Genomic DNA, 24,088 nt, shown 5'->3' with positions numbered 1-24,088 from the left:
TTCCACGGCAAAGGGCCGGAGCAGACGCTCCGGCCCGGCTGGCAATCTATCAGTCGTTCAGCAGGCCGATCAGGCGCAGGTAATCCTTTTGCGCCTCATAGACCATCGCCGCATCCTCGGATTGTTCGGCCGCACGCTCCCAGGCGATGCGGGCGGCGTCGCGGAACGCCTGACGATCCTGCGCCGACCAGTCGACGATTTCAAAACCGTCGCGGCTGGCGAGATCAGCCGCGGTCTGGCGGTCTTCGAGATCGGCGGCGCGGCGGATGTCGTCATAAGCCGCGTTGTACCAGACCTCGAGGATGGTGCGGTGCTGTTCGCTCAATCCGTCCCACTTGGCCTTGTTGATCGAGAAGCTGTGCACCGCCTGCGAGTGGATGCCCGGATAGATCGGCGATTTCGCGATCTTGTGCAGGCCCAGCGCCTCGTTGTTGACCAGCGCGCTGGCATCGGCCGCATCGACCAGCCCGGTTTCCAGCGAGGTGTAGACCTCGCTGAACGGCAGGCTCACCGGTGTGGCGCCGACCTCGCCGAACACCTCGGCGGCCAGGCCTTCGGGGGCGCGGATCTTCTTGCCCTTGATGTCGGCCAGGGTGCGGATCGGATCGGTCGCGACAAGCGCTTCCCGGGCGTAGGGCCCGCAGCCGATGACTTGAAGCTTGGCGCCGAAGTGTTTGTCGTAGAGCTGTTGCAGAACCTCGCGGCCCTTGTGGTTGCGACAGAAGGTCTGGCCCTGATCGGGGCTGTCATAGGCGGCAATCAGATCGCCAAAGAGCGCAAAGGCGGCATCCTGGCCGGCAAAGTAGTTGGCGGTGGTCATCTGGCCGTCGATGATCCCGGCGGAGACCGCCTTGGGGGTTTCGCGGTGCGGCACGACGGCGCCGGTGGGCAGAAGTTCGACCTTCAGCTCGCCGCCACTCATGGCTTCGAGTTTCGGCACCCAGATGTCTTGCAGCCGCGACATGACGAAATCGCCGGCGTTCTGGGCGGTCTGGATGCGCAGTGTGGTCTCGGCCATGGCCGGCCCGGCCAGAGCAAGCGCAACTGCGCCGGCGGCAAACGTTCGAAAATTCATGGGTTTTTCTCCTCCGAAATATCTGGGCTCAGGTATTGCGGTGGCCGGGGTCTGCGTCAAATAGTTCGCATCGCAGTGCGAATATCGCACGCCATGCCGTGGTGGCTGTCCTGTTGTCCGAGGCTGGCCGCTATGTTTCGATGACATGATCCGCCGTCCTTATGGCGTGCCGCGCGTGACCGGAATGTGACAAGGCGCTGACGGAGGATTTGAATCTTCAGGTGGCACCCGGCGCTTAACATAATGCGTATTTTGCGTTTACACGGGCGGCAGCAATCCGGGTTTGCCCTGGCTGCGTCACTGGCGCACCATGGTGCAGATGCGGCGCGTCAGGTTGCGCGCCCGATGACGAGGAGCGCCTCATGCCGGTCACAGCTTTCTTTCGCGGCCTCGCCGTCGGCGCGTTGACCCTGGGCTGCGCCGCCGCCGCGCTTGCGCAGGTGCCGCCGGCCGCGAGCGACGGCGGTCCGCGGCGGTTCGAGATCGTCGGCGGCCCGGTGACAGCCCGGGCTGGGCCTTCGGAAACGGCGGAACCGGTCGGCGTGGTGCAGGACGGCGCGATATTGGCCAACCTCGGATGTACGCTGGCGGACGGTGCGCCCTGGTGCGAGGTGCGGAGGTTTCGCGGCGGGGCCCGCGTCTTTGTGCCCGGTCGCCACCTGGCACCGGCGGCGGGGCCGGACGGAGCCGTGCCAATGGGCCTCGACAGCTCGCCTCGCCGGGCCCGCGCCGGCGATTTCGACGCCAGCGGCGAGATCGTTTGCGCCCAGGAACGCGGTCAGGCGCTGGGACTGTGCCGCGCCGAGGTGGCGCGGGGCACCGGCGGCGACGCGACCGTCGTGGCCACCTTCGCCAACGGCTTCGCGCGGCATCTGTATTTCCTGCACGGAGAGTTCGTGGCCGCCAATGCCACGATGTCGGGGGTTGGCACCGACACCGACTGGCGGCTCGACGGCGGGCAGCATCACCTGCGCGTCGATGACCAGCGCTTTGTTCTGTCCGGGGAATTCGTGTTCGGCAATTGATCGCGGATCGGCTGCGCCAGCCGAAGTTGGCGCAGCCTCAAAGTCATGCCTCAGGGTGTGAGCTTGTGAATCACACCCTCATCGACGGCGGCATAGAGGCTGCCGTCCGGCCCGGTCACCAGAGAGCGGAAGCGCCCGGGCTCCATGCCGTCCGGCAGGGTCATTTCGGTGACATCGACCACTTCGGTGCCGTCCTCGGTCAGCTCGATCACGTCGATCCGCTGGCCGATCGGCGTGCCACCGAATCCGATGCCCATGATGCCCACGACCAGCGCGCCATTCCAGTCGCCCCAGGACTCGCCCGTGAGGAAGGCCGCCGAAGAGGTGCCCTGCGACCAGCCGTTGTTGTTCCAGATCGGCGGCATCGCGTCGGGATAGGTCTCGAAGTCGGTCATCGGCATGTAGGCGGCCCGCTCGAAACGGTTCATGCCTTCGGCCTGATTGGGGCTGTAGCCGCAATAATCGTCGGGGCAATCGTCGCGTCCCGCCATGTTCGGTCGCGGATCCCAGCCGGCGTTGCCGCCGTTTTCCAGCACCGTGATCTCGTCGGAATGCCAAGGTCCGTGCTCGGCGGTGATCGGTGTGCCGGTGGCGTTGAAGGCGATGCCCTGCACGTTGCGGTGGCCATAGGTATAGGTCCGCTTGTCAAAGCCCTCGGGCGGCGCGTTTTCCGGGGCGGCATTGCCGTCGGTGTCGATGCGGATCACCTTCGAGCCCATCATCGTCGGGCTTTGCGGGATCTCGCTGTTGTGGTTGTCGCCGGTGGTCAGATACAGGTAACCATCGACCGGGTTGAACCGGACGCGCCCGCCGTTGTGCGCGCCGGGCCCGCCGAACGGGTGATCCGAGGCGGCCATCTTGTAAGGCACGTCATCGACGATGTCGGTGCGTTCGGACACGCCGCTGAAATCCTCGTTGACGACAAAACGCATCAGCCGGTTGGTGTGCGGATCGGACATGTTCGACGTGGCATAGACATAGATCCGGCGGTTTTCGTCAAAGTTCGGATCGAAGGCGACCCCCATCATGCCGGCCTGTCCTTCGCAAAACAGGTCCTCTTCGGCCGAGTTGTAGCCTTCGACACCGCCCATACCGAGCAGCGCATTGACGCTGCCATCGGGCATGCGCACCGACAGCCCCTTGCATTTCTCGGTGAACAGCATGGTGCCATCGCCCAGGAACGCCATGTCCCACGGGTTTTCCAGGCCCTCGATCACCACGGAATGCGTGAGGCTCGAGGTGTTCTGCGCCAGGGCCGGCGTCGCCCCCACGGCGGCGCCCACCGCCACTGCCAGTGCAAATGATTGGTGTAGACTAAGCATTAAACTTCCTCCCTTGTGATATATGACCGCTCGATCGGAAATGTGCGTGCTGAACGTCCTGTCTGATTGTTATCTCCGGTTCGGGTCACTCCTCCCGTGCCGGTCCGCCTTGTGCCGGCGTTATTCGAGCGAGGTGATAAAGGCGACGACGTCGCCAATGTCCTCGTCCGACAGCTTGCGGGCGCGGGGCGCCATCAGCATCGTGTTCGGCCCGATCTTTTCGCCGGACCGGTATCTTTCGAGCATGGTGACGAGGTATTCGGCGGACTGGCCGACAAGCTTGGGATAGCTCGACACGCCCTTGGCGGTCGGGCCATGACAGGCGCGGCATTCCTTCATGTAGAGCTCTTCACCCGCTGCCGGATCGAAGTCGGCCTGATCTGCCGCCGCTTCGCTGGTGGCGCCTTCTGCCTCGGTATCTTCGGCGCTCGACCCCGCCATCGCCTGCGTCGACGCAAGCGTCAGTGTCAGACAGAATAAAAAAATCGAAGATTTGCTCACGTCTTCACCCCCTCCCCGGGTTATACGGTTGCCGGTCTGCTGCGACCGCCATCGATTGACAGAAAGACATGGATCCCCCGTTCCACAAATCAAACCCTAGAGCGGCATTTTCGACGGCGCAAAGGAATTCCATCTATAGGTGTGTTTGCAATCACGTCATGCGGTGCGGCGCGAAAAGCTGCCGTCCTGGCCGGCGCCGCGCCGACATGTCGATGCAGTCACCTTTCGACGCTTTTGACTTGTGTGGCGCTCTGGGACGTATCATCGTTCGGCGAAGGCGCGCCCCGAGCCGGCGGCTTTTCTGCCGGCGGGCCTATGTGCAGGGCGAAAAAAGCGCTAAAGCTTAAGCCGTTACAAAAAGAATTGTCCTGGGAGGGATTACGATGAAACTCAAATCGATCATTCTGGCCGCCACGATGGCGACGGCGGCCACGGGCGTCACGGCCGAAGGCGTCAAGGTGGGCATGATCACCACGCTGTCCGGCGGCGGCGCCGGACTCGGCATCGATGTGCGCGACGGCTTCATGCTCGCGGTGGCGCAATCGGGCCGCGACGATATCGAAGTTGTGATCGAGGACGACCAGCGCAAGCCGGATGTGGCGGTGCAGCTCTCGGACAAGATGATCCAGTCTGAGAAGGTCGATATCCTGACCGGGATCATCTGGTCGAACCTCGCCATGGCGGTGGTGCCGGGCGCGGTGGCGCAGGGCAAGATCTACCTCTCGCCCAATGCCGGGCCGTCGGCGCTGGCCGGGCAGGCCTGTCACCAGAATTATTTCAACGTCGCCTGGCAGAACGACAACCTGCACGAGGCTGCCGGCGCCTATGCCAATGACGCGGGCCATACCAACAGCTTTATCCTCGCGCCGAACTATCCGGCCGGCAAGGACGCGCTAACCGGCTTCAAACGCTTTTTCGAAGGGGATTTGGCGGGCGAGATCTATACCAAGCTGGGCCAGACCGATTACGCCGCCGAGATCGCGCAGATCCGCGCCAGCGGGGCGGACTCGGTGTTCTTTTTCCTGCCCGGCGGCATGGGGATTTCCTTTCTCAAGCAATATGCCGACAGCGGTGTCGATCTGCCCGTGGTCGGCCCGGCCTTCAGCTTTGATCAGGGCATCCTGCAAGCGGTGGGCGATGCGGCGCTTGGCGTGAAGAACACCAGCCAGTGGAGCAAGGACATCGACAACGCGACCAACAAGGCCTTTGTCGAAAGCTTTCAGGACGAATACGGCCGCCTGCCCTCGCTTTACGCCAGCCAGGGGTTCGACACTGCCAACCTGATGATCTCGGCGATGGAAAAAGCCGATATTTCGGATCAGGAGGCGTTCCGCGCGGCACTGAAAGAGGCCGATTTCTCCAGCACGCGGGGGGATTTTGCCTTTGCCGCCAACAACCATCCGGTGCAGGACATCTATGTGCGCGAAGTGATCAAGGAAGGTGACGTCTACACCAACAAGATCATCGGGGTCGCGCTGGAAGACCGGTCCAACGCCTTCCTCGACGCCTGCAAGATGTAACCCGCCTGCCCCGGCCCCTTTGCGGGCCGGGGCGGTGCAGCGCAACGCTGATGTCGCTTATCCTTCTTGTCGAGCAGACCCTGAACGGGCTGCAATTCGGGGTCATGCTGTTTCTCATGGCGGCCGGGCTGACGCTGGTCTTTGGCGTCATGGGGCTGATCAATCTCGCGCATGGCTCGCTCTACATGATCGGCGCCTTCGCGGCGGCGGCCATGGCGCAGGCCTCGGGCTCTTTCCTTCTGGCGCTGGCGGCGAGCCTGGTCTGCGCCGCCTTTGCCGGGGTGCTGATCGAGGTTCTGGTGATCCGCAGGCTCTATGACCGCGACCACCTCGATCAGGTTCTGGCGACCTTTGCCTTGATCCTGATCTTTTCCGAGGGCACGCGCTGGCTCTTCGGCTCTTTCCCGCTGTTTCTCGACAAGCCTGAGTGGCTGTCGGGCACGGTGATTTTGCCCTTTGGCATCGAATATTCGCTCTATCGGCTAGCCATCATCCTGGTCGGGCTGGCGGTGGCGGCGGGGCTGTTCTGGATGATCGCGCGGACCCGCGTCGGTATCCGCATCCGCGCCGGTGAAAACGACCGCGAGATGATTGCGGCGCTCGGGGTCAATATCTCGCGGCTCTACACCTTCGTCTTCGCGCTCGGGGCGGCGCTGGCCGGATTTTCCGGCGCGCTGGTGGGCACCATCCAGTCGGTGCAGGTGGGCATGGGCGAGCCGGTGCTGATCCTGGCCTTCGTGGTTATCGTGATCGGCGGCATCGGCTCGATCAAGGGTGCCTTCATCGGCGCGCTTCTGGTCGGGCTGACCGAGACGCTGGGCCGGTTTCTGTTGCCCGAGGCCTTTGCGCTGGTGTTCGACCCTGCGACGGCGCGGTCGGTCGGCGCCTCGCTGGCTTCGATGTCGATCTACATCCTGATGGCCGGGGTGCTGATCTTTCGGCCCAAGGGCCTGTTCGGGAGCGCCTGATATGAAACGCGAAATGGTGTTCAACCTGGCGCTCCTGGCGCTGATCCTCGGGGTGGCACTCTGGGCGCAGGCCAGCGACGAACCCTTCCTGATCACGCTCACCACCCGCGCGGTGATCTTTGCCATTGCCGGTGTCGGGCTGAATTTTGCGCTGGGCTTTGGCGGGCTGGTGAGCTTTGGCCATGCGGCGTTTTTTGGGCTGGGCGGCTATGTCATGGGGGTGCTGGCCTATCACGCCCAGACCTACACGCCGCTGTTCGAGGCGCCGCTGCTGATCCAGGGCACCAAGTCGATGCCGGTGATCTGGCTGGTCAGCATCCTCCTGTCCTCGCTCCTGGCCCTGGCGATCGGCGCGCTCAGCCTGCGCACCAGCGGCGTCTATTTCATCATGATCACCCTGGCCTTTGCCCAGATGCTCTATTACTTCGCCATCTCCTGGGCGGCCTATGGCGGCGAGGACGGGCTCTCGATCTATGTGCGCAACGGTTTCCCGGGCCTCAACACGATGGACCCGCTGCAATTCTTTGCCCTGTGTTTTGCTCTTCTGCTGATCGTGTTGCTGCTGGTCAGCCTTGCGGCGCGCTCGGCCTTCGGGCTGGCGCTTGGCGCGGCACGGCAGAACGAGGCGCGGGTGCAGGCGGTGGGCCAGACGCCTTACCGGCTCTATCTCGTGGCCTTCGTGATCTCGGGCGCGATCACCGGGCTGGCCGGGGCGCTCTTTGCCGATCTCAATCGCTTCGTCAGCCCGGTGATGTTTTCCTGGCAGACCTCGGGCGAGATCATGGTCTTTGTCATCCTTGGCGGCGTCGGACGGATCTTTGGCCCGGTTGCCGGCGCGGTTCTGTTCATCCTGCTCGAACATCTGCTGGGCGGGCTGAGCGCCTATTGGCACATCTACCTGGGTGCCATCCTGCTGGGGGTGGTGCTGTTTGCGCGCGGCGGGCTTTACGGGCTGATCGCGGGGCGCGAGGTGGCCCATGACTGAGCCGATCCTCGACATTCGCGGCGTCACCAAGCGGTTTGGTGCGCTGGCCGCAAGCGACGACATCTCGCTCGACCTGCGGCCAGGGGAAATCCACGCGCTGATCGGGCCGAACGGTGCCGGCAAATCGACGCTGATCCAGCAGATCGCAGGCGGGCTGGCGCCCGACAGCGGCCGGGTACTGTTCGACGGCCGGGATGTCACCGCGCTCTCGACCGCCGCCCGGGCGCAGCTCGGCATGGGGCGCACCTTTCAGATCTCGGCCCTGGCGATGGACTACACCGTTCTGCAAAACGCGGTACTCGGCGCGCTTGGCGCGCGCGGCGGCGTGTTTCGCTTCTTTCGTCCGGTGATGCGGGATGCAGCGCTGTTGGCCCGCGCCCGCGCCGCGCTTGACGAGGTTGGCTTGGCCGAGTTCGAAGCCATGCGCACCTCCGAGCTGTCGCATGGCCAGCGCCGCCAGCTCGAGGTGGCGGTGGCGCTGACCCTCGCGCCGCGCATTTTTCTGATGGACGAACCGATGGCGGGGCTCGGCAGCGAGGGATCGCAGCGTCTGACCGGCATTCTCGACCGGCTGCGTCGCCGCGCGCCGATCCTGCTGGTCGAACATGACATGGATGCGGTCTTTGCCCTGGCCGACCGGATCAGCGTGCTGGTCTATGGCCAGATCATCGCCACCGGCAGCGTCGCCGAGATTCGCAGCGACGCCGAGGTGCGCCGCGCCTATCTGGGCGAGGAGGACGAGGCATGAGCCTGTTGCAGCTGTCGCGGATCTCGGCTTTCTACGGCGCCAGCCAGGCGCTGTTCGATATGAACCTGTCGCTGGAAGAAGGCCAGGTGCTGGCGCTGATGGGGCGCAATGGCATGGGCAAGTCGACCACGGTCAAGGTGATCTGCCGCCTGTTGCGCGCCCGCGACGGCGAAGCGCGGTTTGCCGGGCAGGATATCGGCGGGCTGCCGCCGCATCGGGTGGCGCAACTGGGCATCGGGCTGGTGCCGGAGGGGCGGCGCTGTTTCGCCACGCTCACGGTTGCGGAAAACCTGCTGGCCGCCGCGCGGCCCGGCGCCTGGGATTTCGCCGCCGTCGCCGCGCTGTTCCCGCGGCTGGCCGAGCGCCGCGATCAGACCGCGGCCTCGCTCTCGGGCGGCGAGCAGCAGATGCTGGCGATCGGCCGCGCGCTGATGACCAACCCGCGCCTGCTGATCCTCGACGAGGCGACCGAGGGGCTGGCCCCGGTGGTGCGGCAGGAGATCTGGGCCGCCATCGCCCGGCTCAAGGCGGAGACCGGGCTGGCGATCCTGCTGATCGACAAATCGATCCGCGAGCTGGGCGGCGTGGCCGATGCGGCGGTGATCGTGGAAAAGGGGCGCAGCGTCTGGCAGGGCGACTTTGCCGATCTCGATGCGCAGACGACCGAACGCTATCTCGGGGTGTGACGGCCGCAGGCACGAGATATCCGATTGGAAAACCCCGTGCGAAATGCCACTGATAGCGCAACCATCTGCGCCCGCACGCCATTCCCGGCCGGGCAGTCGCCAACCCGGAGCGTTCTCATGCCTGACATCCCCCCGCATCCGTCCACCCCGCGCGACGGCTGGACGCCGCTGAAAACCGCGCATTGCAGCGCGGCGGTCAGCCCGCTGGGCGCCATCCTTCACGATCTGACGTTCACCCTGCCCGACGGCCGCAAGTTCGCGCCGCTGGCCGAAGCGGAATGGAGCGGGCGAGCCCGGCCCGAGGACAGCCCCGACCTGTCGCCGCACCTGGCCGAGCTGGGCGGCGAATGGCCGTGTGTGCCCTTTGGCACCTCGCCCGCCGATCCGCAGCACCACGGATTTTGCAGCAATGCGGTCTGGCGGTTGGACGCGGCCGACGGCGGCAGCGCGCGGCTGTCGATCGATTATCCGGCGGGGCATGATATCGCGCAGGTGGCGCGCAGCGTCCGGCTGAGCCCGGACAGCCCCAGCGTGACCTTCGGGCTGGAGATCACCGCCGCGAGCGACTGTTGCCTGCCGCTGGGCCTGCACCCGATCTTTCGCCTGCCTGAAGGCGGCGCCGGCGTGACGCTGGACTGGACCGGCGGGCAGCAGGCGACCACCCTGCCAAAGGCGCTGGCGCCGCCGACGCTGACTCCCGTGCCCGGCGCGCAGGTCACGAAGGGCGGCCCGGTCGCCTGTCTCGACGGGACGGAATTTCGCTTTCCGGCGGAGTTTCCCCGGCAGCGCGAGGCGCTGGTGCAGATCTGGGACTGCGAGGGCGAGGTCGCCCTGCGCTATGCCGAGGAAGCGGCGGGTGTCAGATTGACCTGGGCGCCCGAGGATCTGCCGCACTGCCTGCTCTGGCTGGCCAATCCCGGGGGCGAGATCCCGGGGCTGGGTCAATTCACCGGGCTAGGGGTCGAGCCGGTCTCGAGCCTGTTCGACCGGGGCATCGCGCCGTTCGACGACAGTGTTGCGGACCGGGCGGCGGGTGTTGCGCTGCGGGCGGGCGAGATCTGGCGCACGCAGTATGAAATCAGCGCCTTCCCCCTGAGCCCATCGGTCTGACTATCGCGCGGATCGGCGGCGGGAGCCTCTGGTTGCCCGCCGCAAAACCGTCTACACCGGCCCGGACCACCGGAGAGCCGTCACATGCAAAAGATCACCCTGCCCGAACGGCCGCATTGGCGGGCGCATGCCGAAGAGGTCGGCTTCAGCTTTGCCGACATGCACGGCGAGCCCTATTGGGACGAAACCTCGGCCTATGCCTTTTCGCTCGATCAGATCGAGACCGATCTCGAAGATCCGGCCACCGAACTGCATGCCATGTGCCGCGAGGCCGTGGCGGAGATTATCGGCAGCGAGGCGCTGATGGAGCGGCTGGCGATCCCCGAGGCGCATCGCGATCTGGTGGCCGAGAGCTGGCGCAACGGCGACCCCGAGATCTATGGCCGGTTCGATTTCGCCTATGACGGCACCGGGCCGGCCAAGCTCTTGGAATACAACGCCGATACGCCGACCTCGCTGTATGAGAGCGCGGCCTTTCAGTGGCAATGGCTCGAAGATCAGCTTGCGGCCGGTGTGCTGGCCGAGGGCAGCGACCAGTTCAATGGCATCCACGAGGCGCTTGTCGCGCGGTTTGCCGAGGTCTTCGCGCCGGACAGCGATCTGCATTTTACCGCCGTCGCCGGCAACCCGGAAGATTACGGCACGGTCGAGGCCATGGGCTGGGCCGCGCGGGAGGCCGGGATGGGCGCGCATTATTGTGACCTCGACAAGATCGCGCTGAGCGACGACGGCCAGTTTCTCGACGATCAGAACCGGCGGATCGCGGTACTGTTCAAGCTCTACCCCTGGGAAGACCTGCTGCGCGACGATTATGCCAAGCAGATCGCCGGCTCCGGCTGCCTGTTTCTGGAGCCCGCCTGGAAGGCGCTGTTGTCGAACAAGGGGCTGCTGCCCGTTCTCTGGCAGATGTTCGAAGGTCATCCGAACCTGTTGCCGGCGTTTTTCGAGACCGATGTCGCCGGGGCCCTGGCCGGGCGTGGCGCCGCGCCCGCCGATGTCGCCGAAGCCTTTGGCCGGGCCGAGGCACAGCTGGCGGCGGGGCATGTCAGCAAGCCGATCCTGTCGCGCGAAGGCGCCTCGGTGGCGATCGTCGAGGCCGGCGCCGTCACCGAACAGTCGCAGAACACCGACTATGCCGAACACCCCCGTATCCTTCAGGCCTATGCGCCGCTGCCGGAGTTCGATGGCTTCCGCCCGGTGATCGGCGCCTGGATCATAGGCCAGAGCTGCGCCGGCATCGGGCTGCGCGAGGACCGTTCGCGCATCACCCAGGATTTGTCGCGGTTCAAACCGCATTATATCAAGGCCTGAACCACCAACCGCCTCCTGGCAGAAAGCTGATTGTCATGACCAAACGTTCGAAACGGGTTGCCATTGCGATTGTCGGCGCGGCCGCCTTTACGCTGGCCGGCTGCGAAGAGGAAAAGGTCGATGCCGCCGCCTTTCCCGATCTGCAAAGCTGTCGCGACGCAGCCGGGCTGAACAGCGCGTTCACCGCGCAGCAGTGCGAAACCGCCTTTGCCGAGGCCGAGGCCCTGCACGTGGAGGCCGCGCCGCGTTACGACAGTCTTGCGGTCTGCGAAGAGCAGCACGGCGAGGGCGCCTGCGGCTCCGAGGCTGCGGCGACGCAGGGCGGATCCGGCAGCATCTTCATGCCGTTGCTGGCGGGCTATCTGATCGGCAACATGCTGGGCGGCCGCTCCGGCATGGCGGCGTCGCAGCCGCTTTACAAGACCTCCGATGGCCGCTTTACCAATGCCGCCCGGTCGAGCACCTTTTCCACCAACAAGGGCGCGGCGAAGCTGAACACATCGCAGTTCACCCGCCCGGCCTCGACCGTCGGCAAGACGCCGATGACCCGCGCCACCGCCACCTCACGCGGCGGCTTCGGCAAGGCGGGCGCCGGCCGCACCGGCTTTGGCGGCTGACACAGAAGGCTTGGCAAACGGCGCCGCAGCCCGTATCCATGAAAATGTGTTTTCATGGAGGCCGCGATGCCCGACCAGTCCTTTCTTGCCCGTGTGCGCCGCAAACTTCCCGAGTTGCACCCGGCGGAGCGTCGGCTGGGCGAGCTGGTCTGCGATTTCCCCGGTGAACTGGCCAGCTACTCGGCCTCGGAGCTGGCGGCGCTGGCCGGGGTGTCGAACGCGACGGTGACGCGCTTTGTCCGGCGGCTGGGCTACAAATCCTACGAAGATGCCCGGCGCGACGCCCGCGACGAGGCCAGCAGCGGATCGCGGCTTTATCTGCAACATGCCGGCCAGGCCGATATGGCCGATCCCGAGAGCTATCTGGACAGCGATATCCGCAATCTGCGCGACACCATCGGCGATGTCTCGCGCGATGATATCGACCGTCTGGCCGAGGCGCTGCTGGCTGCGCGCAAGGTCTGGTGTGTGGGCTATCGCGCCTCGAATTCCCTGGCGACATACCTGCAATGGCAGTTGCTTCAGGCGATTGACGATGCAGTTCCGGTGCCCGGCGGTGGCCAGACCATGGGCGAACATGTGGCGCGGATGACCGAGCGCGATGTGGTGGTCCTGTTCGGGCTGCGCCGCCGGATCGCCGGGTTCGACGAACTGCTTGCGGCGATTGCCGCGACCGGGGCCGAGATCGCGCTGATCACCGACGAAGGGGTGGCGGCCAACCGCGGCGCAGGCTGGCATTTCCGCTGCGCAACCCGGTCGTCGGGGCCGCTGTTCAGCCATGTGAGCGTCATGGCGCTGATCAATCTGATCACCAACAGGACCATCGAGCTGGCCGCTGATTCGGGCCGCCAAAGGTTGCAATCGATCGAAAACTACAACGACCTGTTGCGCGAACTCTGAGCCCGAGGGCGGTTTTTCCGCCTGGGCCCGGGCCCGGGAAATTGCCCGAATTCCGCGCGTTGCGGCCCCGAATGAAGAAAATAACGTTTCTTTCGCGAAAAGTTCTTTGTGAAATGATGAAAATGAGTTTTCATGACAGTGTAACGACACCGCGACTCATGCCCACGTGAAAGGACATTGCCATGCGTTCACTCTTTGCCACCACCGCCCTGATCTGTCTCGCCCAGGCCGCCGCAGCCGAGCCCGTCTCGCTGCGCGTTCTGGGCCAGCCGGTCGGATCCGGCCTGATCCAGCAACAGAAGGAACAGCCCTTCTTCGAGAATTTCGCCGAAACCTCGGGCATCGATGCCACGGTGGAATATCTGCCGGTCGATGTCGCCGGCATTCCCGACAATGACGGCATGCGGGTGATCCGCACCGGTCTGTTCGACATCGTTTCCTACCGTGGCCCGCAGGTCAGCCGCGACGAACCCACCATGCTGGGCCTCGATCTCGTTGGCCAGAACCCGGATTACGCCAGCGGCAAGGCGCATACCGAGGCCTTCCTGCCGGTGGTGGACGCCGCGGTTCAGCAGCGCTTCAATTCCAAGCTGCTGGGTGTCTGGCCGGCCGGCCCGCAGGTGATCTTCTGCAAGCCGGAAATCGGCGGCCTTGCCGATCTCGAAGGTCTGAAGGTGCGGGTCGGCGATCAATCCGCCGCCGCCTTTGTCGGCCAGTTCGGCGCCACCGGCATCCCGCTGCCCTTTGGCGAGGTCCAGCAGTCGCTGGCGCGCGGGGTTGTCGATTGCGCGATCACCGGGCCGTCTTCGGCCAATTCCGCCGGCTGGCCCGAGGTCACCACCACCGTGCTGCCGATCGCGCTGCAACTGGCGGTGAACGGATATGCCATCAACCTCGACAGCTGGAACGCGCTGGACGGCGAACAGCAGGACAAGCTGCAAGGCGCCATCGACACGCTGGTAAGCGACGTCTGGGCCTATTCCGAAGAGCTTTATGTCGATGCGATGAACTGCAACACCGGGCAGGCCCCCTGCGAACATGGCACCGAGTATTCGCTGAAAAGCGTGCCGGTGTCCGACGCCGATCTCAAGGCCGTCTCGGATGCGCTGGTCGGCTCGTCGCTGCCGGCCTGGACCAAGCAATGCAATGCCGTGAACGAAAGCTGCGAGGCTGACTGGATGGCTTCGGTCGGCGCCAAGCTGGGCCTGTAAGGCAACGTCAGAGGGAGGGATTTACCGATGAAGACCTATTCGCGAATATGTGCGATTGTCTTCGGTCTGATGATGACGGCGCTCTGCGTCGTCATCGCGGCCGAGACCGTGTTGCGCAAACTTCTCAATCATTCGCTGGCCGGGGTGGACGAGCTTTCGGGCTATGCCATCGCCATCGGGGCTCCCCTCTGCTTTGCCGTAACGGCGGTCGAGCGTAGCCATATCCGGATCAACCTGCTGCACATGCGGATGCCGGAACGGGCGCAGGCGGTTCTGAACCTTCTGTCGGCGGTGTCGCTTGCGGCGCTGGCGATCTTTCTGGCGGTCTTTACCGTCCGCACGGTGCAGGAAACCCAGATGTTCGGCTCGGTGGCGCAGACGCCCTGGATGACGCCGCTGATCTGGCCGCAGATGTTCTGGATGATCGGCATGGGGGTCTTCACTCTCGCGACCATCCTGCTGGCCCTGCGCGCCCTGGCGCTGGCCGGGCGCGGCAATGGCGCGGCGCTGACCCGAGATTTCGCGCCGGAAACCGTCGAGGACGAACTGGAAGCCGAACTTTCCGATCTGGAGGCACGGGCATGAGCATTACCGTCATTTTCACCGGCTTCATGGTCATGTTGCTGTTGATGTTCCTGTCGATGCCGGTGGCGGTGTCGATCCTGACCGTGGGCGGTGTCGGCGGCTATATGGCCTATGGCATGCCGCTGGTCGAAACCATGGGCGGCGTTGTCTGGGGCACGCTCAACAACCCGGTGATGACCGCGATCCCGCTGTTCATGCTGTTGGGCGAGCTGTTGCTGCGCGGGGGCATCGCCGACCGCATGTTCGAGACGCTGGCGGTCTGGCTCGGGCGCCTGCCCGGCGGTCTGCTGCACACCAATATCGGCACCTGCGCGCTGTTTTCGGCGACCTCGGGCTCTTCGGTCGCCACCGCCGCGACGGTCGGCACCATCGCCCTGCCGGCGCTTGGCGAACGCGATTATCCGGTACGCCCGGCGCTTGGCACATTGGCCGCCGGCGGCACGCTCGGCATTCTGATCCCGCCGTCGGTCAACCTGCTGGTCTATGGCTCGCTGGCCAATGTCTCGGTCGGGCAGCTTTTCATTGCCGGCATCCTGCCCGGCGTGCTGCTGACCCTGCTGTTCTCGGCCTATGTCGCCTTCAGCTATCCGGATGCGGGCCGCAATTCCGCCGCGCCGCAGGTCTCGAAAGAGGAGAAACGCCGCCTCCTGCGCCATCTCGTGCCGCCGGCGGTGATCTTTGGCATCGTCATGGGCTCGATCTACGGCGGGCTTGCGACACCCACCGAAAGCGCCGCGCTCGGCGTGATCGCGGCCTTCTACTTCGTCTGGAAAGGCGGCCGGCTGAGCTGGGAACTCTTGGAGAATTGTTTCATCCAGTCGGCCCGCACCTCGGGCATGGTGATCCTGGTGATCGTCTGCGCGCTGCTGCTGAACGTGACCCTGTCGATGACCGGCGGCACCCAGGCGGTGACCCGCTGGGTGACCGGGCTGGGCCTGTCGCAGACCACGCTTCTGCTGCTCTTGGTGGTGTTCTACGTCATCCTCGGCATGTTCATGGACGCCATGTCGATGCTGGTGCTGACCGTGCCGATCGCGGTGCCGATGGTTACCGCTCTCGGGGTCGATCCGGTGTGGTTCGGGGTCTTCGTGGTGGTGATGTGCGAGATCGGTCTGATCACGCCCCCTGTCGGCATGAACCTCTTTGTGGTCCAGGGCGTGCGCAAGGGCGGCGGCGATTTCAACGACGTGATCCGCGGCGCGACGCCCTTCGTGATCATCATGATCGTCTTTGCCGCGCTGCTGGTGGCGGTGCCGCAGATCGCGCTCTTCCTGCCCGATATGGCTGCGGGGCGCTGAGATGGACACCGCAGTTTCACCCCGCGCCACAGAGCAGACCGCTCTGCGCCGCATCCTCGTCGTCAACCCCAACGGCAATCCCGAGGTCACGCGCCTTGTCTCCGATGCCGCCACCGGGGTGCTCGACCGGGCCACATCGGCCCGGGTCTTGCACCCCGAAGGCAGCCCGCGCTCGATCGAGACCCGGGCCGACCGGGCGGTGGCCGAACCCCTGGCCATCGACCTCTTGTCGCGGCATCCCGGCTATGACGCCTATGTCATGGCCTGTTTCGACGATATCGCGGTCAGCGGCGGGCGGCGGTTTCTGGAGGCGCCGATCGTCTGCGCGGCCGAGGCGGCAATTTCCGTGGCCCGGCTGTTCGCGCCGCGCATCGCCATCGTCACCACGGTCGACACCATGGTGCCGGGGATCCGCGCGCTGGTGGCGGCCCTGGGCGCCGGCGATATCTGCACGGTGCGCGCCGCCGGGATCGGCGTCGCCTCGGCGGCGGCGGGCGGGGCGGAGATTTCCCGCAAGCTCGACGCGACGATCCAGGACGCCCGCAACTTCGACGGCGCCGGGGCAATCATCCTCGGCTCCGGCGGGCTGACCGGCCGCGCCAGAGCCCTGTCTGCCCGGCATGGCATCCCGGTGATCGACAGTATCGAGGCAGCCCTGACCATGGCCGAGGTGGCGGCGCGGCTGAGGACCGGCCAATAGGCCGCGCCTTGCCACAGGGCTTGAAGCGGATGCCGGCGCGGTATACATTAGCGGTATATTTGCGGAGCCCTATTCATGACCCCTGCCCCCCGACGCAAGACCTCTCTCACGCTTGATGCCGCGGCGCTGGCCGATGCCCGAGAGCTTGGCATCAATGTCTCGGCGGTGGCCGATCAGGCGCTGCGCCATGCCGTGGCCGAGGCCCGGCACCGGCACTGGCTGAAGGACAATGCCGAGGCCTTTGTGGCACAGGCGGATTGGCACGAACGCCATGGCCATCCGCTGGCCGAGATCATCGCTGCGCCCGGCGGGGCGACATGGAGCCGCTGAGCCGCTTCGACATCGCAGAATACAGCGGCGTTCTGATGGTGGTGGTGGAAAGCGATCTTCTGCCGCCCGATCCTGCCGTCGTGGTGATCCCGCTGCTGCCCGAGTACCCTGCGGTCCGGCATCTCAATCCCGAGATCCGATTTGACGGTCGCGCGCTTGTGCTGGCCACTCGGCTGATTGCTGCGGTGCGCCGCGCCGATCTGCGCCGCCGGGGGCAGGTCGCCGATCAGGGCGATGCCATCACGCGGGCCATCGATGTGCTGATGAGCGGCGTGTAACCGGGCTCAGGCTTCGGATCGCGCCGGCCCGGCCATCATCGGCGGCAACATGACCCGCAGCGGCGTGCCGTTTTCCGGCATCGGCACCGCACCTTGGCTGTGCACCGACAGAAAGACCTGCAAGGCGTGGCGGATGTCGTCGGTCAGCTCGTGATAAAGCACCGCATCCAGCGCCTCATCCGCCAGAAGCGCGCGGTTTTCCGGGTCGAGATCATGGCCGATCATCGCCGGTCGCGGCAGCCCGTGCCGGGCAAAGGCCTGCACCAGCGCCCGATTGCTGCCGCCGATCGAATAAAGCCCGGCGGGCGGGCTCTGGTGTGAGCGCTCGGCGACCTGCGTGGCGAAATCCGCCCCCGCCTTGCCCTGCACCAGCAGGGTGATCGCCGCATCGGGCCGGTCGCGGGCCATGGCGGCACGGAAGCCCTCGGCGCGCTCGGCCTCGCCGCGAAAGGCATCGTTGCGCTGGGTGACCAGGATATGCGGCGCCGTCTGCCCGGCGATCAGCCGGCACATCAGCCAGGCCGCGGTTTCGCCGGTCAGCCGGTTGTCGAGCCCGGCATAGCCGGCGCGCGCGGAGCCGGGCATGTCGGTGGCGAGGGTCACCACCGGCACTGCGCTTGCGGCCAGCCGCGCCACCGCCGCGCGGATCGGCGCGGTATCCGGGGCCATGAGGATGACGCCATCGCTTTTCAGCCGGCCTGCCCGCTCCAGCCCGGCGACAAGCGCCTCGGTCGGGAATCGCGCGCGCAGATCGCTGCGGGCGCGAAAGATCGCGGTCTGGATCAGGGGAAGCTCCTGGCGCAGCGCGCTCTGCAATGCGTCGAGAAAGGCCTGCGGCGCCTCGACCAACAGATCGATCATCAGCTTGCGCCCCGACATCGCCAATTGCGCCTCCTGCGCCTCGAGCTCGCGGATGGCGGCATGCACGCGGTTGGCGGTCTGGCGACGCACCCCGGGGCGGCGGTTGATCACCCGGTCGATGGTGGCCGTGCTGAGCCCGGCCTGATGCGCGATTTCCTTGATCGAGAAGCGGTGTGACATGGGCCTGATGTATTTTTGATGGATTTGCCCGGCGACCGGGTGCGACTGGCTGCCTAGTCTCGATGTCGGACGTGCAACCACGGGAGGACAACAGATGCTCGACCAACAGACCGGCCGGCCCACGGTATGGCTTGATGACCGCGATTGCGACCTCGAGGCCTTCAAGCGCCACACGGCGCAGCGGACCCCGGCTGAAGACTACCCCCATGCCACCGAAATCGCGAGCAACATCCCGGTTTATGACGGCGATGCCATGCGGCAGGCGATGGCCGAGCCGGCGCAGGCGCGGCTGGTGATGGCGGAATGGAACCGGGCTTTTCTCTCCGGTCCCGGCATCATCGCCATTCGCAAGGGGTATGCCGACACCGGGCTCGTCGACGCCGTTACCGAAGAGCTGAATGCGATCATCGCCGAGGAAGAGGCCGGAAGTACCGGAAAAGGCGACCATTTCGCCACCGCCGGCGCCAACAGCCGGGTCTGGAACGCGCATGAAAAGCTCTGCATGAAGGCGCCGGCGCTCTTTGCCCGCTACAATGCCAACGAACTGACCCGCGCGGTCAGCGAAAGCTGGCTCGGAACGGGCTATCAGATCACCTTTCAGGCCAATGTCGTCCGCCCCGGCGGCAAGGCGCAGACCGCGCACCGCGACTATCACATGGGGTTTCAGGACGTCGAAACGCTCAAGCGCACTCCGGCCTCGCAACATGCGCTGTCGGCGGCGCTGACCTTGCAGGGCGCTGTGGCGCACAGCGACATGCCGATCGAGAGCGGGCCGACCAAGCTTCTGCCCTATTCGCAGAGCTACCTGCCCGGCTATATCGCGGTGCTGCTGCCGCAGTTCCGCGCGTTCTTCGAGGAGGCGCATGTGCAGCTGCCGCTGGCGAAGGGAGACATGCTGTTCTTCAACCCGGCGACCTTCCATGCTGCGGGCGACAACAAGACCGCCGATATCCATCGCTTTGCCAATCTGATGCAGGTGGGCTCGGCCTATGGCCGTTCGATCGAGATCGTCGACCGCAGCCGCATCACCCTGGCGGTCTATGACGACCTCAAGGCCTTGCTTGCCGCCGGCACCTTGACCGCGCGCGAGGCCGACACCGTGGTGGCGGCCACTGCCGAGGGCTATCCCTTTCCGGCCAATCTCGACATCGATTCGCCGCTGTCGGGCATGGCCCCGCCGAGCCAGCAGGACGTACTGCGCCAGGCGCTGGCCGAGGGTTGGGCCGTTGCGCGCCTGCGCCGCGAGATCGCGGACCAGAACGGCCGCAAGCGGTCGCACTGAACCCCGGCGGTCGGGCTGCCTGAGCTCGGTGACACGCGCCTGCTCCTGGGCGCGTGTCACCCCGGTGATTCCGCCTTGAACGCCCGCAGCACCTGACGGGTGGCGGCAACAACCGGGTCGTGGGTGTCCTTCAGGATCTCCACCCGGTCGAACCGGTTCGGGTCTTTCTCGACCGCCGCGCGCAGTGCCGCGCCAAAGGCCATGCGCAGCTCGGTTCCGATGTTGAACTTGCAGATTTGCGAACCCCGCGCCAACCGCCGGCGCTGCGTGATCGGCACGCCCGAGCCGCCGTGGATCACCAGCGGCACATCGGTCACCGCCTCGATGGCACGGATGCGCGCCTCGTCGAGCCCGGCGCCGGCGTCCTGTTGCAGATGCACATTGCCGACCGAGATCGCCATCGCATCGACGGAGGTCTCGCGGGCAAATTTGGCCGCCTCCGCCGGGTCGGTCCCGGCCGAGGTCTCGCCGCCGTCATAGCCGACAAAGCCGATCTCGCCTTCGCAGGATACGCCCGCCGCATGCGCCATTTCGGCAATGGCCGCGGTTTCGGCGATGTTCTGGGCCAGCGGCTTGCGCGAACCGTCGAACATCACCGAGGTAAAGCCGCAGTCGATCGCCATCCGGCAGTCTTCGGCGGTGTAGCCATGATCGAGATGCGCCACCACTGGCACTGTGGCGGCCTCGGCCAGTTGCCGGAACATCGCGCCCAGCACCGGCAGCGGCGTATGCGCGCGACAGCCCGGCCCGGCTTGCAGGATCACCGGGCACTGCTCGGCCTCGGCGGCGGCGACAAAGGCGCGCATGTCCTCCCAGCCGAGACAGACGAGGCCCGCCACCGCATGGCCCTGCCGGAGCGCCGGTTGCAGCACCTCCGAAAGCGTGACCAGCGTCATTTGAACTTGGCCACCATGTCCATGATGCCCGGAATGGTGTGCAGCTGCTCGGCATGGGTCGGCTGGAAATACTGCTTGAGCGAACGCTGCGAGAGCCCGCCGAGGATGGTGAAATAATACATCTGATACCCCGGCAGCGCGCAGCAGGGATGATATCCATTGTCGATCAGGATCGTCGAGCGGTCCATGATGTGATAGGCGTCGCCCGGCTCGTTGTCGTCGCGTTGCAGCATCTGAAGCCCCGAGCCGTAGTTCGGCTTGAAGCGGAAATTATAGGTTTCGTCATGCCGCGATTCCTCGGGCAGACGGTCGGTGTCATGCTTGTGCGAGGGAAAGCCCGACCAGCCGCCCGCGCCCACGGTAAAGAGCTCGGACACCAGCAGGCGGCCGACCTTGTCATGTTGGTTGGCGCCGAGGATATGCTTGATCTTGCGGTGTGTCTTGGTGTCGTCCGAGCCGTATTGCACAAGGTCGAGATCGGGCACCCGCACGTCGAACGGCTCGAGCACGCGGTCGTATTTGGCGCCGGCGATGAAGGTTTCGGTGGCATCGGAAATGCAGGTCATGCGCACCTTGGCCCCGACCGGCACATAGACGCCTTCGGGATCGCCATCCCAGACGTCTTCGCCGCGATGGCCCAGCTCGGAAAAACCCGCGCCATCGATATCGACGTCAACGGTGCCGGTGGCGGGGACGATACAGGTCTCGTAGCCGGGCACCGAATATTCGAAGGTCTCGCCACGCCTCAGCTTGACGATGTTAAAATAGTTCAGTGGCACGAGGTCGTGATCGACATCGACAATGGGTTTGTTCTGGTTGTCATGCGGCGCGATATGCATGGCGATTCCTTTCAGACGTCAGTGGGGCCATTGCGCTCTGCCAGAAAGGCATCGAGCGCGGCGGTTGTGGGCATGGCGGGGGCGCAGCCGGGCTGGCTGACCACGATTGAGGCGCAGGCCGAGCCGCGCAGCACCGCCTCTTTCAGCGGGCGGTCCTCGGCGATGGCGGCCAGCAGGCCGGCCATGAAGCTGTCGCCGGCGCCATTGGGTTTGACGGCGGTGACCGGATAGATGCCGGTGCGGATTTCCTCGCCACCGGCAAAGGTGATCGCGCCCGCCTGGCCCATCTTGTAGATCACCAGCTTGTCCTTGGCGGCCAGTTCGCGGGCCTTGGCCAGCCCCTTGTCGAGGCCACCGGCCATGAAGCCGAATTCCTCGTCATTGCCGACGATCAGGTCGCTTTCCTCGCCGGCGCGGGTCAGCACCTCCGAGGCAACCTCGGCCGAGGGCCAGCTGTAGGGGCGGTAATCGATGTCGAAGATCACCGGCAGCCCGGCTTTGCGGGCATTTTCGAAGGCGCGGAAGGTCGAGCCGCGCGACGGCTCGGCGGCAAAGACCGTGCCGGCGGTGATCAGCGCGCCGAAACGGCTGTAGTCGACCCGGTCGACGTCCGCTTCCGTCACCTGGAAATCCACCGCGTTGTTGCGATAGATCACCAGTTGGAAATCCTCGATGCAGCTTTCGTAGACGGCCAGAGATATGCGGTATTCGCCACCCAGCACCTTGAGGTATTGCGTATCGACGCCGTAATGCTGCAACCGCTTGGTACAGAACCGCCCGGCCGCATCGTCAGAAACCGAGGTGACCAGCGCCGATTGCATGCCGAGCTTGCACAACCCGGCGCAGATATTGGCCGAAGATCCGCCCAGATCGGCGCGGAAGGTTTCGGCCTCGTCGGCGCGGGTGCCCGGCGGATCGGCGAACATGTCCATGCCCGCCCGGCCGAAGACCGCGAAATTACCCTTGCGGATGCCGTCGATCAGGCCGGTCATCACACCCCCCTCCGCTGGCGTTCGCGGGTGGCTTCCCAATCTTCATGCGCCTGACGCACCTTCGCATCCTCGGAGACATGCGGCGTGCCGACCTCCCACCAGGCATGACCTTCGGTGGTCCAGCCGTCGTAGGCATCGACATCCATCACGATCACATAGCTCTTGTCGGAGGCCTTGGCGCGCTGGAAGGCCGCGCCAAGCTCGGCCGGATTGGCGACCTTTTCTGCCATCGCCCCCATCGAGGCCGCGTGCGCCACGAAATCCACGCCAAACGGCTCGGGGATTGTCGGGCAATCCGACAGCAGGTTATTGAAGCTTTCGTTGCCGGTGTTGTTCTGCAACTTGTTGATGACGGCGAAACCGCCGTTGTCCAGCAGCAGGACGATCAGTTTCTTGCGGCTGAGCACCGAAGAATAGAGATCGGAATTCAGCATCATGTAAGAGCCGTCGCCGCAAAAGGTGATGGTGTCCTGCTCGGGCGCCTGCTGCATCTGGGCGATGCGCGCCCCCCAGGCGCCGGCGATCTCGTAACCCATGCAGGAAAAGCCGAACTCGACATCCACCGTGCCGGTCTCGAGCGTGCGCCAGTTGGCGGCGACTTCGGCCGGCAGCCCGCCCGCGGCGGCGACCACACGGTCGCGCGGGTCGCAAAGCTCGTTCACCACGCCGATCGCCTGGGCATAGGAATTCGGCCGGTTGCCGGGTCTGACGTTCTCGGCGACGTAGTCATCCCATTTGGCACGCTCTTCCCGGGCAAAGCCCTGCCAATCCTCGGGCGTGGTATAGTCCAGCGCGTCGCTCAGCGCGGTCAGCGAAAGTTTCGCATCCCCCACCACCGGCAGCGACATATGTTTGCCGGCGTCGTGGCGCGCGGCGTTGATGGCGACGATTTTCGCCTCCTTGTCGAAAGCGGTCCAGGAGCCGGTGGTGAAATCCTGCAACCTGGTGCCGACAGCCAGGATCACATCGGCCCGTTCCGCCACCGCATTGGCGCTTTCCGAGCCGGTCACGCCGATGGGCCCGATGTTCAGCGGATGCGTCGCCAGCATGTTGGCGCGGCCGGCAATGGTTTCGACCACCGGGATCTGATGCGCCTCGGCAAAGCCGGTCAGCTCCTGGACCGCGCGGGAATATTGCACCCCGCCGCCGGCGATGATCATCGGCCGTTCGGCCGCCTTCAGCGCCGCCACCGCATCGGCAATCTCGGCCTGATCCGGTGACTGGCGGCGGATGCGGTGCACCTTCCTGGCAAAGAAGGCTTCCGGATAATCATAGGTCCAGCCCTGCACGTCCTGCGGCAGCCCGAGGAAGGCCGGGCCACAATCGGCCGGGTCGAGCATCGTCGCGATGGCGGCGGGCAGCGATTGGATCACCTGCGCCGGGTGGCTGATTCTGTCCCAGTAGCGGCTGACCGGCTTGAAGGCATCGTTCACGCCGAATGTCGGGTCGTTGTAGTTCTCCATCTGCTGCAACACCGGATCGGGCAGCCGGGTGATGAAGGTATCGCCGCAGAGCATCAGCATCGGCAGGCGGTTGGCATGGGCCAGCCCGGCGGCTGTCAGCAGGTTGGCGGTGCCTGGCCCGGCGGACGCGGTGCAGAACATGAAGCGCTGGCGCAGCCAGGCTTTGGCATAGCCGGCCGCGGCAAAGCCCATGCTGGTCTCGTTCTGACCGCGATAGAGCGGCAGTTCGTCATGCACCCGGTTCAGCGCCTCGCCGAGACAGGTCACATTGCCATGGCCGAAGATGCCAAATCCGCCGCCGCAGAGCCGCTGCTCCCGGCCGTCGATCTCGATATACTGATTGGTCAGCCAGCGAATGATCGCCTGGGCCGTGGTCAGCCGAACGGTGCCGTCTGTCGTTTTCAT

The 24,088-nt window shown here is 65.5% G+C and carries 25 protein-coding genes; 17 read left to right on the top strand and 8 right to left on the bottom strand.

Going from position 1 to position 24,088, the window contains the following annotated elements; translation table 11 throughout:
- Positions 1 to 49: 49 nt before the first annotated feature.
- Positions 50 to 1,075: a TRAP transporter substrate-binding protein gene (locus AC0J5K_RS22085; protein ID WP_420398449.1), complete on the bottom strand. Its 1,026-nt coding sequence runs from the start codon at positions 1,073 to 1,075 to the stop codon at positions 50 to 52.
- A 362-nt stretch (positions 1,076 to 1,437) separates the two neighbouring features.
- Here AC0J5K_RS22085 and AC0J5K_RS22080 point away from each other — a divergent pair, with 362 nt between their 5' ends.
- Complete coding sequence (locus AC0J5K_RS22080; protein ID WP_274590856.1) at positions 1,438 to 2,100, top strand: SH3 domain-containing protein; 663 nt, start codon at positions 1,438 to 1,440, stop codon at positions 2,098 to 2,100.
- A 50-nt stretch (positions 2,101 to 2,150) separates the two neighbouring features.
- Here the strand turns inward: AC0J5K_RS22080 and AC0J5K_RS22075 are convergent, their stop codons facing one another.
- The gene (locus AC0J5K_RS22075; RefSeq protein WP_420398448.1) at positions 2,151 to 3,422 is read right to left on the bottom strand and encodes a PQQ-dependent sugar dehydrogenase; all 1,272 of its coding nucleotides are present in this window, start codon (positions 3,420 to 3,422) and stop codon (positions 2,151 to 2,153) included.
- A gap of 120 nt (positions 3,423 to 3,542) precedes the next feature.
- Entirely contained in the window at positions 3,543 to 3,863 is a 321-nt protein-coding gene (locus AC0J5K_RS22070; protein WP_074837922.1) for a c-type cytochrome, read from the bottom strand.
- A 443-nt stretch (positions 3,864 to 4,306) separates the two neighbouring features.
- Here AC0J5K_RS22070 and AC0J5K_RS22065 point away from each other — a divergent pair, with 443 nt between their 5' ends.
- The 15 genes from AC0J5K_RS22065 to AC0J5K_RS21995 all read left to right on the top strand — a co-directional run bounded on the left by AC0J5K_RS22065 (position 4,307) and on the right by AC0J5K_RS21995 (position 17,170).
- Positions 4,307 to 5,443, top strand: coding sequence for an ABC transporter substrate-binding protein (locus AC0J5K_RS22065; protein WP_074837835.1), 1,137 nt, complete (start codon positions 4,307 to 4,309; stop codon positions 5,441 to 5,443).
- Between the two features lie 50 nt (positions 5,444 to 5,493).
- Positions 5,494 to 6,411, top strand: a complete 918-nt coding sequence (locus tag AC0J5K_RS22060; RefSeq protein ID WP_420398447.1) for a branched-chain amino acid ABC transporter permease — start codon at positions 5,494 to 5,496, stop codon at positions 6,409 to 6,411.
- Position 6,412: 1 nt separating this feature from the next.
- Positions 6,413 to 7,396: a branched-chain amino acid ABC transporter permease gene (locus AC0J5K_RS22055; RefSeq protein WP_048535841.1), complete on the top strand. Its 984-nt coding sequence runs from the start codon at positions 6,413 to 6,415 to the stop codon at positions 7,394 to 7,396.
- Positions 7,389 to 8,144: an ABC transporter ATP-binding protein gene (locus AC0J5K_RS22050; protein WP_074837833.1), complete on the top strand. Its 756-nt coding sequence runs from the start codon at positions 7,389 to 7,391 to the stop codon at positions 8,142 to 8,144. The genes AC0J5K_RS22055 and AC0J5K_RS22050 overlap by 8 nt, the downstream gene beginning before the upstream one ends.
- A complete protein-coding gene (locus AC0J5K_RS22045) occupies positions 8,141 to 8,830 on the top strand; it encodes an ABC transporter ATP-binding protein (RefSeq protein WP_074837831.1) in 690 nt (229 codons plus the stop codon). Before AC0J5K_RS22050 ends, AC0J5K_RS22045 begins: the two co-directional genes overlap by 4 nt.
- Positions 8,831 to 8,947: 117 nt before the next feature.
- Entirely contained in the window at positions 8,948 to 9,940 is a 993-nt protein-coding gene (locus tag AC0J5K_RS22040) for a hypothetical protein (RefSeq protein ID WP_420398446.1), read from the top strand.
- A gap of 84 nt (positions 9,941 to 10,024) precedes the next feature.
- Positions 10,025 to 11,251 carry a glutathionylspermidine synthase family protein gene (locus AC0J5K_RS22035; protein WP_283638759.1) on the top strand — a complete coding sequence of 409 codons (1,227 nt, stop codon included), beginning with the start codon at positions 10,025 to 10,027 and terminating at the stop codon, positions 11,249 to 11,251.
- 35 nt (positions 11,252 to 11,286) lie between these two features.
- Entirely contained in the window at positions 11,287 to 11,868 is a 582-nt protein-coding gene (locus AC0J5K_RS22030) for a DUF1190 domain-containing protein (RefSeq protein ID WP_048535832.1), read from the top strand.
- Positions 11,869 to 11,934: 66 nt separating this feature from the next.
- A complete protein-coding gene (locus tag AC0J5K_RS22025) occupies positions 11,935 to 12,768 on the top strand; it encodes a MurR/RpiR family transcriptional regulator (protein ID WP_211568940.1) in 834 nt (277 codons plus the stop codon).
- 182 nt (positions 12,769 to 12,950) lie between these two features.
- On the top strand, positions 12,951 to 13,979 hold the full coding sequence (locus tag AC0J5K_RS22020) for a TRAP transporter substrate-binding protein (RefSeq protein ID WP_420398445.1): 1,029 nt from the start codon (positions 12,951 to 12,953) through the stop codon (positions 13,977 to 13,979).
- Positions 13,980 to 14,006: 27 nt separating this feature from the next.
- Positions 14,007 to 14,564, top strand: coding sequence for a TRAP transporter small permease subunit (locus AC0J5K_RS22015; protein WP_048535828.1), 558 nt, complete (start codon positions 14,007 to 14,009; stop codon positions 14,562 to 14,564).
- Positions 14,561 to 15,862, top strand: coding sequence for a TRAP transporter large permease (locus AC0J5K_RS22010; protein ID WP_274590850.1), 1,302 nt, complete (start codon positions 14,561 to 14,563; stop codon positions 15,860 to 15,862). The genes AC0J5K_RS22015 and AC0J5K_RS22010 overlap by 4 nt, the downstream gene beginning before the upstream one ends.
- 1 nt (position 15,863) lies before the next feature.
- Positions 15,864 to 16,562: an aspartate/glutamate racemase family protein gene (locus AC0J5K_RS22005; protein ID WP_074837819.1), complete on the top strand. Its 699-nt coding sequence runs from the start codon at positions 15,864 to 15,866 to the stop codon at positions 16,560 to 16,562.
- 75 nt (positions 16,563 to 16,637) lie between these two features.
- The gene (locus tag AC0J5K_RS22000; protein WP_420398444.1) at positions 16,638 to 16,892 is read left to right on the top strand and encodes a type II toxin-antitoxin system CcdA family antitoxin; all 255 of its coding nucleotides are present in this window, start codon (positions 16,638 to 16,640) and stop codon (positions 16,890 to 16,892) included.
- A complete protein-coding gene (locus AC0J5K_RS21995) occupies positions 16,880 to 17,170 on the top strand; it encodes a CcdB family protein (protein WP_074837815.1) in 291 nt (96 codons plus the stop codon). The genes AC0J5K_RS22000 and AC0J5K_RS21995 overlap by 13 nt, the downstream gene beginning before the upstream one ends.
- A 6-nt stretch (positions 17,171 to 17,176) precedes the next feature.
- Here AC0J5K_RS21995 and AC0J5K_RS21990 read toward each other — a convergent pair whose 3' ends face one another.
- Positions 17,177 to 18,211 (bottom strand): LacI family DNA-binding transcriptional regulator, encoded by a 1,035-nt coding sequence (locus AC0J5K_RS21990; RefSeq protein ID WP_074837813.1) that lies wholly within the window; start codon positions 18,209 to 18,211, stop codon positions 17,177 to 17,179.
- Between the two features lie 94 nt (positions 18,212 to 18,305).
- Between AC0J5K_RS21990 and AC0J5K_RS21985 the strand changes: the two genes are divergently transcribed.
- Positions 18,306 to 19,493, top strand: coding sequence for a phytanoyl-CoA dioxygenase family protein (locus tag AC0J5K_RS21985; protein ID WP_283644526.1), 1,188 nt, complete (start codon positions 18,306 to 18,308; stop codon positions 19,491 to 19,493).
- 56 nt (positions 19,494 to 19,549) lie between these two features.
- On the opposite strand, the gene AC0J5K_RS21980 is transcribed toward AC0J5K_RS21985, so the two are convergent.
- From AC0J5K_RS21980 to iolD, 4 genes are read right to left on the bottom strand one after another with little or no spacing between them, the layout of a single operon-like run.
- Complete coding sequence (locus tag AC0J5K_RS21980) at positions 19,550 to 20,389, bottom strand: class II fructose-bisphosphate aldolase (protein ID WP_274590847.1); 840 nt, start codon at positions 20,387 to 20,389, stop codon at positions 19,550 to 19,552.
- Positions 20,386 to 21,228, bottom strand: coding sequence for a 5-deoxy-glucuronate isomerase (locus AC0J5K_RS21975; RefSeq protein WP_074837807.1), 843 nt, complete (start codon positions 21,226 to 21,228; stop codon positions 20,386 to 20,388). The genes AC0J5K_RS21980 and AC0J5K_RS21975 overlap by 4 nt, the downstream gene beginning before the upstream one ends.
- 11 nt (positions 21,229 to 21,239) lie before the next feature.
- Positions 21,240 to 22,220 (bottom strand): 5-dehydro-2-deoxygluconokinase, encoded by a 981-nt coding sequence (iolC, locus tag AC0J5K_RS21970; RefSeq protein WP_283638755.1) that lies wholly within the window; start codon positions 22,218 to 22,220, stop codon positions 21,240 to 21,242.
- Entirely contained in the window at positions 22,220 to 24,088 is a 1,869-nt protein-coding gene (gene iolD, locus AC0J5K_RS21965) for a 3D-(3,5/4)-trihydroxycyclohexane-1,2-dione acylhydrolase (decyclizing) (protein WP_074837803.1), read from the bottom strand. Before iolD ends, iolC begins: the two co-directional genes overlap by 1 nt.

This window comes from Marinovum sp. E3 (assembly GCF_055755275.1).
This window is presented reverse-complemented; position numbering and strand designations above follow the sequence as displayed.

Coding starts and splice junctions, on each gene's coding strand:
- AC0J5K_RS22085 (WP_420398449.1), bottom strand. CDS start 1,075: ATGAATTTTCGAACGTTTGCCGCCGGCGCAGTTGCGCTTGCTCTGGCC.
- AC0J5K_RS22080 (WP_274590856.1), top strand. CDS start 1,438: ATGCCGGTCACAGCTTTCTTTCGCGGCCTCGCCGTCGGCGCGTTGACC.
- AC0J5K_RS22075 (WP_420398448.1), bottom strand. CDS start 3,422: ATGCTTAGTCTACACCAATCATTTGCACTGGCAGTGGCGGTGGGCGCC.
- AC0J5K_RS22070 (WP_074837922.1), bottom strand. CDS start 3,863: ATGGCGGGGTCGAGCGCCGAAGATACCGAGGCAGAAGGCGCCACCAGC.
- AC0J5K_RS22065 (WP_074837835.1), top strand. CDS start 4,307: ATGAAACTCAAATCGATCATTCTGGCCGCCACGATGGCGACGGCGGCC.
- AC0J5K_RS22060 (WP_420398447.1), top strand. CDS start 5,494: ATGTCGCTTATCCTTCTTGTCGAGCAGACCCTGAACGGGCTGCAATTC.
- AC0J5K_RS22055 (WP_048535841.1), top strand. CDS start 6,413: ATGAAACGCGAAATGGTGTTCAACCTGGCGCTCCTGGCGCTGATCCTC.
- AC0J5K_RS22050 (WP_074837833.1), top strand. CDS start 7,389: ATGACTGAGCCGATCCTCGACATTCGCGGCGTCACCAAGCGGTTTGGT.
- AC0J5K_RS22045 (WP_074837831.1), top strand. CDS start 8,141: ATGAGCCTGTTGCAGCTGTCGCGGATCTCGGCTTTCTACGGCGCCAGC.
- AC0J5K_RS22040 (WP_420398446.1), top strand. CDS start 8,948: ATGCCTGACATCCCCCCGCATCCGTCCACCCCGCGCGACGGCTGGACG.
- AC0J5K_RS22035 (WP_283638759.1), top strand. CDS start 10,025: ATGCAAAAGATCACCCTGCCCGAACGGCCGCATTGGCGGGCGCATGCC.
- AC0J5K_RS22030 (WP_048535832.1), top strand. CDS start 11,287: ATGACCAAACGTTCGAAACGGGTTGCCATTGCGATTGTCGGCGCGGCC.
- AC0J5K_RS22025 (WP_211568940.1), top strand. CDS start 11,935: ATGCCCGACCAGTCCTTTCTTGCCCGTGTGCGCCGCAAACTTCCCGAG.
- AC0J5K_RS22020 (WP_420398445.1), top strand. CDS start 12,951: ATGCGTTCACTCTTTGCCACCACCGCCCTGATCTGTCTCGCCCAGGCC.
- AC0J5K_RS22015 (WP_048535828.1), top strand. CDS start 14,007: ATGAAGACCTATTCGCGAATATGTGCGATTGTCTTCGGTCTGATGATG.
- AC0J5K_RS22010 (WP_274590850.1), top strand. CDS start 14,561: ATGAGCATTACCGTCATTTTCACCGGCTTCATGGTCATGTTGCTGTTG.
- AC0J5K_RS22005 (WP_074837819.1), top strand. CDS start 15,864: ATGGACACCGCAGTTTCACCCCGCGCCACAGAGCAGACCGCTCTGCGC.
- AC0J5K_RS22000 (WP_420398444.1), top strand. CDS start 16,638: ATGACCCCTGCCCCCCGACGCAAGACCTCTCTCACGCTTGATGCCGCG.
- AC0J5K_RS21995 (WP_074837815.1), top strand. CDS start 16,880: ATGGAGCCGCTGAGCCGCTTCGACATCGCAGAATACAGCGGCGTTCTG.
- AC0J5K_RS21990 (WP_074837813.1), bottom strand. CDS start 18,211: ATGTCACACCGCTTCTCGATCAAGGAAATCGCGCATCAGGCCGGGCTC.
- AC0J5K_RS21985 (WP_283644526.1), top strand. CDS start 18,306: ATGCTCGACCAACAGACCGGCCGGCCCACGGTATGGCTTGATGACCGC.
- AC0J5K_RS21980 (WP_274590847.1), bottom strand. CDS start 20,389: ATGACGCTGGTCACGCTTTCGGAGGTGCTGCAACCGGCGCTCCGGCAG.
- AC0J5K_RS21975 (WP_074837807.1), bottom strand. CDS start 21,228: ATGCATATCGCGCCGCATGACAACCAGAACAAACCCATTGTCGATGTC.
- iolC (WP_283638755.1), bottom strand. CDS start 22,220: ATGACCGGCCTGATCGACGGCATCCGCAAGGGTAATTTCGCGGTCTTC.
- iolD (WP_074837803.1), bottom strand. CDS start 24,088: ATGAAAACGACAGACGGCACCGTTCGGCTGACCACGGCCCAGGCGATC.